Source organism: Streptomyces sp. NPDC001315 (assembly GCF_042896175.1).
Taxonomy (GTDB): domain Bacteria; phylum Actinomycetota; class Actinomycetes; order Streptomycetales; family Streptomycetaceae; genus Streptomyces.
The window spans coordinates 178,718-191,492 of the sequence record NZ_JBIAWZ010000006.1 but is presented as its reverse complement, the minus strand read 5'-3'; the positions used below and the strand labels follow the sequence as shown (position 1 = coordinate 191,492).

Annotated in this window: 7 protein-coding genes; 1 reads left to right on the top strand and 6 read right to left on the bottom strand. The window is 71.0% G+C overall.

Features of this window, described 5'->3' with window-relative positions; translation table 11 throughout:
* Window positions 1-5: 5 nt before the first annotated feature.
* The 5 genes from ACFY16_RS19520 to ACFY16_RS19500 form a co-directional block, all read right to left on the bottom strand.
* Complete coding sequence (locus ACFY16_RS19520) at window positions 6-1,127, bottom strand: ABC transporter permease (protein WP_390648368.1); 1,122 nt, start codon at window positions 1,125-1,127, stop codon at window positions 6-8.
* A complete protein-coding gene (locus ACFY16_RS19515) occupies window positions 1,124-2,707 on the bottom strand; it encodes a sugar ABC transporter ATP-binding protein (protein WP_390648367.1) in 1,584 nt (527 codons plus the stop codon). Before ACFY16_RS19515 ends, ACFY16_RS19520 begins: the two co-directional genes overlap by 4 nt.
* 146 nt (window positions 2,708-2,853) lie before the next feature.
* Window positions 2,854-5,709: a SpoIIE family protein phosphatase gene (locus tag ACFY16_RS19510; RefSeq protein ID WP_390648366.1), complete on the bottom strand. Its 2,856-nt coding sequence runs from the start codon at window positions 5,707-5,709 to the stop codon at window positions 2,854-2,856.
* A gap of 384 nt (window positions 5,710-6,093) precedes the next feature.
* The gene (locus tag ACFY16_RS19505) at window positions 6,094-7,011 is read right to left on the bottom strand and encodes a CAP domain-containing protein (RefSeq protein ID WP_390648365.1); all 918 of its coding nucleotides are present in this window, start codon (window positions 7,009-7,011) and stop codon (window positions 6,094-6,096) included.
* Between the two features lie 606 nt (window positions 7,012-7,617).
* A complete protein-coding gene (locus ACFY16_RS19500; RefSeq protein WP_390648364.1) occupies window positions 7,618-9,507 on the bottom strand; it encodes a propionyl-CoA synthetase in 1,890 nt (629 codons plus the stop codon).
* An 87-nt stretch (window positions 9,508-9,594) separates the two neighbouring features.
* Here ACFY16_RS19500 and ACFY16_RS19495 point away from each other — a divergent pair, with 87 nt between their 5' ends.
* Window positions 9,595-9,720, top strand: coding sequence for a hypothetical protein (locus tag ACFY16_RS19495; RefSeq protein WP_390648363.1), 126 nt, complete (start codon window positions 9,595-9,597; stop codon window positions 9,718-9,720).
* Window positions 9,721-9,768: 48 nt separating this feature from the next.
* Here the strand turns inward: ACFY16_RS19495 and ACFY16_RS19490 are convergent, their stop codons facing one another.
* Window positions 9,769-11,916 (bottom strand): endonuclease, encoded by a 2,148-nt coding sequence (locus tag ACFY16_RS19490; RefSeq protein ID WP_390648362.1) that lies wholly within the window; start codon window positions 11,914-11,916, stop codon window positions 9,769-9,771.
* Between the last annotated feature and the right edge of the window lie 859 nt (window positions 11,917-12,775).

Genomic DNA, 12,775 nt, shown 5'->3' with positions numbered 1-12,775 from the left:
CCGGCTCATGGAGTGGGGCCCGCCGTGCCGCCTCGCTGCGGCGGAGAGGAGGGTGGCTGGGGCGGCGGGGCAGGCGCATCGCGGGCCGCGACGGCACCGGTGCGCAGCCGACGGCGGGCGGAGTAGCCGGCCAGGCCGACGGCGAGGAGCAGGGTGCCGCCGTAGAACAGCGGGACCGTCCAGAAGTCGGCGCCCAGCTGGCCGATGCCGGTGAGGCCGACGGCCAGGACGGCCACGGCGACCACGGTGCCGAAGGCGTTGGGCCGACCGGGTTTGATCGCCGTGGAGCCGAGGAGGGCGCCGACGAAGGCGGGCAGCAGGTAGTCGAGGCCCACGCTCGGATTGCCGATCTGCTGCTCGGCCGCGAGCAGCACCCCGGCGCAGCCGACGATCAGCCCCGACGCGGCGAACGCGTAGACGGTGTACCTGCGGGTCGGGATGCCCACGAGGTCGGCCGCACGCGGGTTCGAGCCCACGACGTACAGATACCGGCCGAGCGGCAGCCGCTCCAGCACCAGCCAGAGGACGACCGCGAGGGCGAGCACATAGAAGGCGGGGACCGGCAGGCCGAGGAAACTGGAGTCGTAGAGGCCGGTGAAGGCGGCCGGGAGGCCTTGCGGGCCGGGGACGATCCGGCCGCCGTCGGTGATCCAGCCGGTCACGCCGTACAGCATGCTGCCGGTCCCGAGGGTGGCGATGAAGGAGTCGATCCGGCCGAACTCGACGACGACACCGTTGAGGACGCCCACGACCGCCCCTCCGACGATCACCGTGAGGCAGGCCGGCGGCCAGGGCCACCCGTCGTGGACGACGAGTTGCATCACCATGACGTGCGCCAGGCCGAGGCCGTAGCCGATGGAGAGGTCGAACGCGCCGGTCACGATGGGGACCATGGCGGCGAGCGCGAGGACGGCGGGGATCGACTGGTTGGACAGGATCGAGTCGACGGTGTCCAGCGTGGGAAAGGTGCGTGGCAGGGCGAGGGAGAAGACCAGGAAGAGCAGCGCGGTCAGGGCGAGAAGGCCGTAGGCGCTGATGAGGTGCCCACCCGGGCCGTGCGATCGCCCCGGCCGGCTCAGCAGGCTCGGTCGGTGCCGTCGCGGCCGAGGCGAGGACGGGGCGGTCATGGGTTCGTCGGGGTTTCGGAAGGGGGATCGGAGGGAGTTTCGGAAGGGGGCCCGGCAGGGGCCATGGCCGAAGCCGCCCGGGTGAGTCCGGCGACCGTGAGGGCCGCACCGCTCAGTTCGGCCGTGACGACTCCCCGGACGAAGACCAGGGCGCGCCGGCACACGCTCGCGACCTCCTCGAAGTCGGTGGAGATGAGCAGGACCGCGAGGCCCGCGGCCAGCGCCTCGTCGAGCAGGCGGTAGATCGCGGCCTTGGCCCCGACGTCCACGCTCGCGGTCGGCTCCTCGAGGATCAGCAGGCGCGGGCCCACCCGCAGCCACCGGCCGATCATGACCTTCTGCTGGTTTCCGCCGGACAGGGTGGCGAGCGGGGCCTCGCTGTCGCGGGGACGCACCGCGAGCCGTTCGATCAGGGTGGCGGCCTCCGCGCGTTCGCGGCGGGGGCTGATCGGGCGCAGCGCCGCCAGACCTCCCGCGCGGGGATTGGCCAGGAGGTTCTCCCGTACGGTCAGCTCGGCGGCGCAGCCCTCCCGCAGTCTGTCGCCGGGTACGAAGCCGACGCCGAGGCTGACGGCGTCGGTGACCGATCGGGGGTGATACGGACGGCCACGCAGAAGGACCCGCCCGTCGAGGAGGGGCCTGGACCCGGCGAGGGCCCGGCCCAGGTCCATGTGCCCGGCGCCCGAGAGGCCGACCAGGCCGACGACTTCCCCGGCCCTGAGTTCCAGGCCGACCGGTCCCGCGCCGGCGGTCCGTACGCGGTCGAGGGCCAGGACGGGCGGCCCGTCGGCCGGAGCCGCGGAGGGGTGGTGGTCGGTCAGTTCCTCACCGACGATGTCGTGCACCAGGCGGACAGGGCTGTGGCCCGCCAGCGGGCCGTGGCTGACGAGGCGGCCGTCACGCAGTACGGCGAAGGCGTCGGCGACCCGGTACACCTCGTCCAGGCGGTGGGTGACGTAGAGGATGGCGTGTCCCCGGTCGCGCAGGGCGTGCAGGACGCCGAACAGCCGGGCGCAGTCCGCGGCCGGGAGGCGGGCGGTCGGCTCGTCGAGGACGACGAGCTTCGTGCGTGCCGCCAGTGCTCTGGCGATCGCGACCAGCGAACGCTCGGCCGGGTCGAGCTCGGCGACGGGCGCGTCGGGGTCCAGATGCCGGGCGACGATCTCCAGGGCGTCGGCACAGCGCTCGCGGGTCCGCCGCCAGGAGATCAGTCCGGCGCGGCGCGAATACCCGTTGCTCAGGGCGATGTTCTCGGCGACCGACATCCACTCCACGAGGCCGAGGTCCTGGTGGATGAACGACATGTTCCGGGAAGCGGCGTGACTTCCGAGCGGGTGCCCGGCCACCGTGATCCGCCCCGCGTCGGCGTGGTGCACGCCCGCGAGCACCTTGATGAGCGTCGACTTTCCGGCTCCGTTGGGCCCGAGGAGGGCGAGCGTGCCGCCGGCGTGGACATCGAGGTCGACGCCGGCCAGTGCGATCGTCCCGCCGAACCGCTTGCCGAGCCCGCGGATGCGGACCAGCGGCTGCTCCTCGAAGGGCGCAGCCGCTACGGCAGACGTGTCGGGAGCGTCGTGCACGGACATCTCCGGGGGTCGGCCTGGCGAGTTCTTCCCGACGTTCAAGAGGGATAGTAGCCGGATGAATCACAGCATTTCAGGCATACTCTGTCAGTCGTGACTCCAACGGGTCAGCGGGGCGCTGCCGAGTGTCGTGGTCCGTCGTCTCAGGCGCCGGCGAGCTCACATTCGGCCCAGATGACCTTGCCCTGCGAGATGTAGCGGGTGCCCCAGCTCTGTGACAGCTGCGCGACGAGGAACAAGCCGCGTCCGCCCTCGTCGGTGGTGGCCGCCCGACGCAGGTGCGGGGCGGTGTTGCTGGAGTCGGAGACCTCGCAGATCAGGGTGCGGTCGTACAGCAGCCGTACCCGGATGGGCCCGGTGCCGTGGCGCATGGCGTTGGTGACCAGCTCGCTCAGTATCAGTTCGGCGGCGAACGCGGTCTCGTCGAGTCCCCACTCGGTCAGTCGCCGGAGGGCGGACGCACGGACCTGGCGGACGAGGGCGGGGTCGGCGGGCAGATCCCAGGTGGCGATCCGTCCGGGGTCCAGGGCGTGGGTGCGGGCGACGAGCAGCGCGATGTCGTCGCACGGGTGGGCGGGCGCCACGGTGTCCAGGATCGCCTGACACGTCTCCTCGGGCGTGCGGTCCGGGTGGGTCAGGGTCCCACGCAGCTTGTCTAGGACCACGTCGACGTCACGGTGCCGGTCCTCGATGAGTCCGTCGGTGTAGAGGACCAGCCGGCTGTCCTCGGGGAGGTCGATCTCGACGGCGTCGAAGGGCAGTCCGCCGAGGCCGAGTGGGGGCCCGGCCGGCAGGTCGGGAAAGGACACGGCGCCGTCGGGGCGGACCAGCGCGGGCGGAGGGTGGCCCGCCCGGGCCAGGACGCACCGCTGCGAGGTCGGGTCATAGATGGCGTACAGGCAGGTGGCGCCGATGATGTCGGTGCCCTCGCCGTCGGGGTCCTCCCGGTCCAGGCGCCCCACGAGGTTGTCGAGGTGGATGAGGACCTCGTCCGGGGGGAAGTCGAGTTCGGCGAAGCTGCGTGCGGCGGTGCGCAGCCGACCCATGGTGGCGGCGGAGAGCATGCCGTGGCCGACCACGTCGCCGACGAGGAGGCCGACGCGGCCACCGGAGAGGGGGATGACGTCGTACCAGTCCCCGCCCACGTCGGATTCGGCGGGCAGGTAGCGATGGGCGACCTCTACGGCGTCCTGATCGGGCAGACCGTGCGGGAGCAGCCGACGCTGCAGGGCCAGGACCATGCTGCGTTCGTGCGTGTAGCGCCGGGCGTTGTCGATGGAGAGGGCGGCGCGGGCGGCGAGTTCCTGGGCCAGCGAAAGGTCGTCGTCCCCGTAAGGGGTCGGCTCCTGGGCGCGGTAGAAGCTGGCGACGCCCAGGACGACACCGCGGGCGAGAAGGGGCACTGCGATGAGGGAGTGGACGTGGGCCAGCAGCGCTTCGGTGTGCTCGGGGTCCTGGGCGAGCCAGCCCGCGGCGGCCTTCAGGTCCGGTTCCAGCACGGCCTGTCCGTTGGTCAGGCAACGCAGTTGGGGTGTGGTCGGGCCGAAGTCGACCCGCTTGTCGACCGGAGTGAAGGGAAGGTCGTCGCGGATGCCGTGGACCACGGTACGGCGCAGGTCGTCGACGGGGTCGGCGGACTCCTCGCCGCGCAGTACGGCCTCGGGCAGGTCGACGGTGACGAAGTCGGCCAGTCGCGGCACCGCCGTCTCGGCGAGTTCCTCGGCGGTGCGGCGCACATCCAGGGTGGTGCCCACGCGGGCGCTGGCCTCGGACAGCAGCTCCAGGCGGCAACGCGCGGCCAGGGCGTACGTCCCCACGCGCGGCTCCCCCACGAGTACGAGCCCTCTGGCCGGGGGCGGCGGCTCGCGGTGATCATCCGTCGCGCCGGCGGCGCCATCGGCCGTGACAGCCCTGTCGTCGGCGGCGACCCGGCCGGGCGCGGCGTCCGGAGGATGCCCGGACGGCGGGGCGACCGAGAGGCGCGCGGGCGAGGGGGTCGAGACGACAGCAGGCCCCGCGGAGCTGCCCGGCACCCAGTCGCCCTGCCGCGGGACGGCGAGCGGTTCTCCAGGTGAGGGGCCGGGGAGGACGGCCTCGACGACGAAGCCTTGCACCCCGGAGGCAATCGTCATCGGGCGGCTCACGAGCGTGACCCGCCGGCCGTCGGGCAGGGACACGTCGACGGCGGCCCGCTGTGCGCGGGAGATCAGCTCGGCGGCCTTCTCCATGAGGATCGCCCGGTCATGGGGACGCAGCTCGAGGGCCAGTTCGTCCACCGCAACACTGTGGTGAGGGCGGACGGCGGCTTCGGCTCCGGTGACCAGGTACGCCCGAAGCAGCGCGCGCTCACGCCCGGAACTCTGTTCCAGCAGCCGCCGCTCCACGGCCTGGGCCGCTCTGCGTATGACGGCGCCCAGCGCCTTGGCCTCGGCGCCGCGCGGATATCCGAAGCACAGGATGCCCTCGATGCCCCCGTTGAGCGGGTCGCGGACGGGAAGCGCGAGGCAGGCGCTTTGCTGGGAGCGCTCGGCGAAGTGCTCGGCGCCGTAGACCCGGATGAGTTGCCGCTCCGCCAGGGCGAGACCGATGCCGTTGGTACCGGCGACCTGTTCGGCGAACACGAAGCCCGGGTACCTCTGGATCGCCGGGAGGCTTCTGGCCAGGGACGCTTCTCCGAAACGGCGCAGAAGGACCGTCCCGCTCGCATCGGCGAGGGAGATGTTCATCGTGCTGCCGGAGAACCTGGCCTGCAGTCGGTCGAGCACGGGCACGGCCGCGCGCACGATACGGCCGCCCGAATCGAAGTCCTCCTCGAAGGGAAGGTCGGACTGGTCCGGCGAGAGTCCCAGGGAGCGGCAGCGCTGCCACGAGTTCAGGATGGACGTTCGCACGCCCGCCTCGACCGGCTCACCCTGCAGAAACCGCTCACGGAAGCGCGCGGGCCCCGTGCCGCCTGTCGCACGCCCCGTCGGTATGGCTTCGCCGCCGGACCGGACCACGCTTCGCCTCACTCGCGTCCGCGATAATGCCCGTTTCTGTAAAAATTCTGGCATTCACGAGGATACGGTCATTGGGGACGTGAGTCACGGCTCGTACGGTCCCTCGGGGGCGATGACCGCACGGTCCGGTCGTCGCGACATCGCGAGCGTGCCGGGGCGATTCCCGTGCGCCCCGGCACGCTCGCGCCATCACGACCAGCAGGAACTCGCACCGACCCGCTTCGGCAGGCGCGGCCGTGAGGGCTTCCGGTCGAGGATGTCCGGCAGCGGGACCCCGATCGCGGCGGGGCCCAGGGCGTGGACCGCCGAAGCGGACTCGTCGACGCTACTGCGACGAGGCTCCCAGGTCGTCTCGGCCGATTGTCCTGCTGTCTCCGCTGTCGCTCATCGGGCAGTTCCGAAGTCCTGGGTCCAGTAGTCGTTGGGCTGTGCGAGGCCGACGCCGATCTCCTTGAAGGCACAGTTGAGGATGTTGGCCTTGTGGCCGGGACTGGCCATCCAGCCCGCCATGACCTGCTCGGGAGTGGCGTAACCGTAGGCGATGTTCTCGCCGTAGGTGCTCCAGTTGTAGCCGGCGCTCGTGATCCGGTCGCCCGGGGCGGACCCGTCGGATCCGGTGTGCGACATGTTCTGGTGGGCCGCCATGTCCGCGCTGTGCGCCTGCGCGGCCTTGGTCAGGGTCGCGTTCAGGGTCACGGCCGAGCAACCGACCTTGCTGCGCTCGGCGTTGACGAGTTCCACGATGCGAGCGGCGGCCCCGGACGCCGTGGCGGTGGCCGTCGGGGTGCTCGCGGACGGGGTGCTCGCGGACGGGGGAGTCGCGGAGGTGGGGGTGGAGGCGGTGGCCTTGGGGGTGTTCGCGGACGGGGGAGTCGCGGAGGTGGGGGTTGAGGCGGAGGCCTTGGGGGTGTTCGCGGACGTGGGGGTCGCGGAGGCGGTGGCCTTCGGGGGGCGGTGATACGCGGTGACCCTGGGCTTGGGGGCCTTGGTCTTCGCCGTGTGCGAAGGCGCGGTGGTCGCGGGCTTCGGCGCGGTGGTCTGCGCAGCGCTCGCAGAGGCGGTCGGTGTCTGCGACGCCGCCGAAGGGAGCTCGCTCCCCGCGATGCCCTTCCAGTCGTGGTCCCAGGCGGCTTCGCTCCGCCAGTCCGCGGCCGTCGTCATCCCGGCGCTGGAGTACTGATTTCCTCCACCGTCCGGCCATTGGGAACAGGCCATGGCGACGGACGGCACGCCCACGGCGCCCACGGCGACGGCGGCGATGGCTATTCGCCGGATATGGCTGTTCTTGCGGTGCTTCCCCATGCTTGACCTCACTCGGTAGTCGCGGAGCGCCCCTTGTGTGACTGGCTCTGCGCAGACTCCGCTCCTGAACTGCGGAGACGTCCTGCGGTCGTCATTCTTAGGAAGCCTTCACATAGAGAGCAAAGGGCCTTCGTACTACCTCGCTTCGTAGGCTCGGGCGACCCTTGTCATGGGGGTGGGGGCGTGCTGGTCCGGTTTCCGTGACCTTCGGGGAGGCGCTGTTGCCTCGTCAGAAACCCTTATGAGCCCAAGAGTGGGTGAAAACACCGAGCGTGCCGATTGCCGCAGAGCCCGGCGCGAAATGCGTTGCCACCAAGCCGGACAAATCCCATATGTCGTCAGAGCGGCATCTACTACCCGGCACGCTTAGTGCCCGCAGCCGATGTGGCGGATGTCACGGAACCGGAGCTTCCGGTCCTGGTCGGCCTTCGGGTAGCGCCCGCCGGGCCGTGGCGGGGCAGAGGTGTGGACGAGGGCTGTGACATCGGTTCGGCGCCCCGGGCACGGCGCAGGCGCCGGGCGGTGTTGCCGGCGTCGGAGACCTCGTGACTCGGCGTGGTTGGACGCGCAGCTTCGCCGCCGCCGACGGCCGGCCGCGCTGCCGGACTACGGGGTGTGACCGGCGCGGCGGAGAATCGGGCGCAGGGTCTCGATGACGCCGGGGTCGTCCACCGTGGAGGGGATGGGTTCGTCGTGGCCGTCGGCGATGCCGCGCATCGTCTTGCGCAGGATCTTTCCCGAGCGGGTCTTGGGCAGGGCCGCTACGACCGTGACCTCCTTGAGGGAGGCGATGGCGCCGATGCGGTCGCGTACGAGCTGGACGAGTTCGGCCTCGACCTCGCCCGGCTCACGGTCGGTTCCGGCTTTCAGGACGACGAAGCCGCGGGGTACCTGGCCCTTGAGGGCGTCGGCGACGCCGATGACGGCGCATTCGGCGACGTCGGGATGGGCGGCCAGGGTCTCTTCCATGCTGCCGGTGGACAGTCGGTGTCCGGCGACGTTGATGACGTCGTCGGTGCGGCCCATGACGAAGACGTAGCCGTCGTCGTCGATGTGGCCGCTGTCGCCGGTGAGGTAGTAGCCGTCGTAGGCGGAGAGGTAGGAGGCGATGTAGCGGTCGTCGTCGTTCCAGAGGGTGGGGAGCGCGCCGGGTGGCAGGGGGAGCTTCACGACGATCGCACCGTCGACGCCCGCGGGCACCGGCTCACCGGAAGGGTCGAGGACGCGGACGTCCCAGCCCGGCAGCGGGCGGGTGGGGGAGCCGGGCTTGACCGGGGCGGCTTCGATGCCGACCGGGTTGGCGACGATGGGCCAGCCGGTCTCGGTCTGCCACCAGTGGTCGATCACCGGGACGCCCAGAAGAGCGCTTGCCCAGTGATAGGTCTCGGGGTCGAGGCGTTCGCCGGCGAGGAAGAGGTAGCGCAGGGGGGAGAGGTCGTGCTCCGCGGTGAGCGTTCCCTTCGGGTCCTCCTTGCGGATGGCCCGGAAGGCGGTGGGTGCCGTGAACATGGTCTTGACGCGGTACTCGGCGGCGACGCGCCAGAACTGGCCCGCGTCCGGGGTGCCGACCGGCTTGCCTTCGTACAGGATCGTCGTGGCGCCGACCAACAGGGGCGCGTAGACGATGTACGAGTGTCCGACGACCCAGCCGACGTCGGAGCCGGTGAACATCGTCTCGCCCGGCCCGACGTCGTAGACGGCGCCCATCGACCAGTGCAGGGCCACGGCATGGCCGCCGCAGTCACGCACGACTCCCTTGGGTTTTCCGGTGGTTCCGGACGTGTAGAGGATGTAGAGAGGGTCGGTGGAGGGGACGGGAACACAGTCGGCCGGTGACGCGGTGGCGACCAGGTCGGCCCAGTCGAGATCGTCGGACCCCAACTCGGCCCGTGCCTGTGGCCGTTGCAGGATCACGTTCTTTTCCGGCTTGTGGGCGGCGAGTTCGATCGCCCGGTCCAGCAGCGGCTTGTACGCGATGACACGCTTGCCCTCGATGCCGCAGGAGGCGGAGACGATGACCTTCGGGGCGGCGTCGTCGATGCGGACGGCGAGTTCGTGCGGGGCGAACCCGCCGAAGACGACCGAATGGACCGCGCCGATCCGCGCGCAGGCCAGCATCGCGACAGCGGCCTCGGGAACCATCGGCATGTAGATGACCACCCGGTCGCCGCGCCCGACACCGAGCCGAGCGAGCACTCCGGCGAAGGCCGCCACCTCGTCCCTCAGCCGCGCATAGGTGTAGGTGCGCCGGGTGCCGGTCACGGGGGAGTCGTAGATGAGCGCGGGCTGTTCGCCGCGGCCGGCCTCGACGTGTCGGTCGACCGCGTTGAAGCAGACGTTGAGCCGCCCGTCGGGGAACCAGCGGTAGAAGGGTGCGCCCGAGGAGTCCAGGGCGCGCTGCGGGGCGACATCCCAGTCGATGCCCTCGGCCGCCGTCAGCCAGAAGCTCTCCGGGTCTTCGGTGCTGGCGCGGAAGACATCCTCGTACGTGCCCATGTGCGGACTCCTTTGTCGCATCGAGGGACCGGCTGCGGCGGCAGCGTGGAGAACGGTGCGGGACACGAATACCGTATGCCGGGCGGCATGGTCGAGTGGGACACCGGCGAGCAGCGGGCCGACGGGACGCTGACAGGGGAGAGCGACAATGCTCGGGCCGCCCCCTGGGCGCGGGGCTCGGAGAGCGACCTGGGCGGTGTCGACGAACGGTGACGCGACCGTGGCGGAGTCACGCCGACCGGCCGGATCAGTGGCGAGTTTTCATGACCAGGCGTGGGTGAAGTCGATGTCGCGGGCCCATTCGGGGTGGTCGACGAGCGGGTTGCGGTTGCCCTGGATCTCCGCGATGGCGAAGTTGCGGTGTTGTTCGTACAGGGTGACGGGGTCCGCCTCGTGCCAGGACAGCAGCGTGCCGAGTTGGTCCGGCTGCAGTTCGTCGGCGGCGTCCCCCACCAGTCCGGGGTAGCGCAGGACGAAGTACAGGGTGGCCCGGGCGACGGGCCCTTTGCCTGCCGACGGCTCGAAGCCCTGGGTCTCCCGACGTCCGCAGGAGGTCCGTACGACCTCTTGGACGTCGGTGAAGTCGAAGTACGGGATGTTGCCGCGGAAGCTGTTGCAGGTGGTCTCGCAGGCGAAGAGATGATGCAGGTCGCCGCGCATGGGTTCGTGTTTGCCGAACCAGGACTGCGGCACCACGTGCTCGCAGTTGTAGGCCAGGGCGGCTTCCAGCGCGTCCATTTCCGCGGCGAGTGCTTCAGGGCCGAGGGCGGTCTCGCGAAGGAGCAGTTCCTGCCAGCGCTGGATGCGGGCGGCTTCCACGGCGGCGTCGGCGCGTATGAAGTCCTCGGGGGCGAAGACCTGGCCGGAATATATGCTGCGCAGCTGTTTGTCGGGATGCAGGTCCACCCACGGGTACAGCATGCGAATCGGCTTGTAGGCGGGCCGACGTTCGTGGGTGTGTTCCAGCAGATCGGTCAGCGCGCGGCCCAGCCCGGTGCCGTCGAGTCCCGCGTAGTAGGCCTGCTGTGCGGCCTGGTCGGCTTCGGCGTCGAAGTACGGGCGGTCCCGGCCGGCGTCCAGACCGGCCAGCGCGGCCCTCAGGTCCGTCTCCGCGGGCGAGATGTGCCCGTTCACCGGGGCAACGGCCGCCGGCGCAGCGCTGGGGGCGCCGCCGACGCCCGTGGTGGCAGCGGGCGGGGCGGTGGAAGAGACCGTCGGGGCGGTGATGCCGACGGTGATGTGCAGCGGCACTGTCAGGTGCAAGGCCCCGTCGGTTCCGGCGGTCGCCGCCGGTGCAGGCTTCCCGTCGGGGAGGGACTGAGGCACGTCGGGCGATGCGAGGGGCGGCGCGGTGGCTTCGAAGAGGCGCGCCCGCAGGTCGGTCGCGGGGCCGGACACCGGGGCTCGGCGCACGGCCTGCAGCACCTGGCTGATCCGTACACCCTCGTTCGCCTTCCATGCCAGCCGGTCCTCACCCATCTCGGGCCTCCACGGGCTGCCGTCCACGGAGAGGTAGTGGCCGTCGCTGTCCTTGAGCGGGACGCCGGCATGGTGCAGGGCGACCACTTCCCACTGGTCATTGAAGACAGGCGAGCCGGAGGAGCCCGGTGCGGTGTCGGTGGCGTAGTGAATGAAGTGGTCGAGCAGGTCCACCACCTGGTTCTCGCGCAACGCCAGTTGCTTGGGTTCACCGTTGGGGTGCTGGATGATGTTGACCATCTCGCCCAGGATCACTTTGCCCTGGGCCTCGCTCGGACGCAGCCAGGCAAAGTCGCCCAGCTCCTCGCCGCTCCGGCTTCGGTCGGCTACCGCGACCAGGGTGAAGTCCAGGTCGCGGTCGGTGACGAAGAACCGGCCGGGTTCCAGGTCGAAGACGATGGGCAGCATCGTCTGACCCTCGATGCCGGCCTGGTAGTTGAACTCGATGACCCCACGCTCGGCCTCCTGGACGCCGGCCAGCACATGGTTGTTGGTCAGCATCAGGGACGGGGATATCAGGAAACCGGTTCCGTAGTGCGCCTCGGGAGCACGGACGAAGACCCGCCCCACGGAGCGCGCGGCCAGATGGCCGGTCTCGAGGAACCTGACGTCGATCAGGTCGTTGCGTCCCATCAGCCGTTCCAGGCCCAGCACGTCGGCACCGAAGCTGTCCGGTGGCAGCCCGGGGAGACTGCGCCCGGTGGTGGCCCGGCGGGGGGTGCCCTCCAGAGCGGTGGCCAGTGACCAGTCCGCTCCCAGGCGCGCCAGCCGTTTGGTGACCCGGTCGGGCGCGTCCGCGTGCAGCACGCCCTGTTCATCGATCACTCGCCGGATCTGCTCCCGTGCCTCGGCCCGTTCGTCGTACCGGGCCGCGGCCCGCTCCATCTGCCGCAGATAGTCCGTCTGAGGTCGATATGCCGTGCTGGTCATGGCTCATCTCCTCGCCGCACGTTCCGTCCTTCGCCCCGCTTCAGCAGCGTGCGCAGGGCGTGCCGTTCCGTTTCCGGGCTGGGGCTCGGCGAGGTCCGGTTCGCCGGTGCACCGGGCGGGCCACGAACGGGTCGGGCCGAACGGCGGACGTCGCCGCCGGGTCGGGCCCCGGGCCACTCGTCCCGTCCATCGGCCGGGAGCTGACCGGCCGGGGCGGTCGCCTGAGCGGGCGTCCGGAATCAGCTGACCTTGATCGTGAAGATCGGCTGCTTGTCGGTGTGCGGGCGCGTCCGAGGGGGCGACTTCGGCGGCGGCGCCATCCGGAAGTACCCCTGAGGAAGGCCCCCACCGGCTGATGCCAGAAACAGCCGATGCCGCCCGCACAACCAAGTCTGTGCGAGACCGCACCTGACCGCCACTTGGAACGAGGTACCCGTCGGCCGCATCACCGTGGCGCTGTTTTTCCGGCCCCCGGCAGCTGACCGGGGTGGCGGGTCCTCGACGGCCACAGGTCACACGAGGTCGTACGACGGTGACCGGGCGGGGAGTGCGGCCGACGCCCGTCGCCTGGATGAACCGCAGGCCTTCCCAGGCTGTTGGTGACCAGGGTGCGCGGCAGGCCGAGCCTCATGCGGCGCGCCATCCGCGAACGCGGCCGGAAGCCGTCGTGGAGGTGACCGACCGGGTCGACGTGGACGGACGCCCCTGCCACCCGCACCCCTCGGCAGAGCGGGGCGGCGGCTCGGCGCGTGCTTTCAGGTGACCCCACAGCCTGTCTCCGCCGCTTATCGGTTCGGCATACCTGACGATCGCAGTCGGCCGGGGCGTCCGCGCCCGCATCCTCGTCCGCCGGGAGGCA

What these genes read in the sequence shown, in the direction of transcription:
- ACFY16_RS19490 (WP_390648362.1), bottom strand. Translation starts at nt 11,916, where the DNA reads ATGACCAGCACGGCATATCGACCTCAGACGGACTATCTGCGGCAGATG.
- ACFY16_RS19500 (WP_390648364.1), bottom strand. Translation starts at nt 9,507, where the DNA reads ATGGGCACGTACGAGGATGTCTTCCGCGCCAGCACCGAAGACCCGGAG.
- ACFY16_RS19495 (WP_390648363.1), top strand. Translation starts at nt 9,595, where the DNA reads ATGGTCGAGTGGGACACCGGCGAGCAGCGGGCCGACGGGACGCTGACA.
- ACFY16_RS19520 (WP_390648368.1), bottom strand. Translation starts at nt 1,127, where the DNA reads ATGACCGCCCCGTCCTCGCCTCGGCCGCGACGGCACCGACCGAGCCTG.
- ACFY16_RS19505 (WP_390648365.1), bottom strand. Translation starts at nt 7,011, where the DNA reads ATGGGGAAGCACCGCAAGAACAGCCATATCCGGCGAATAGCCATCGCC.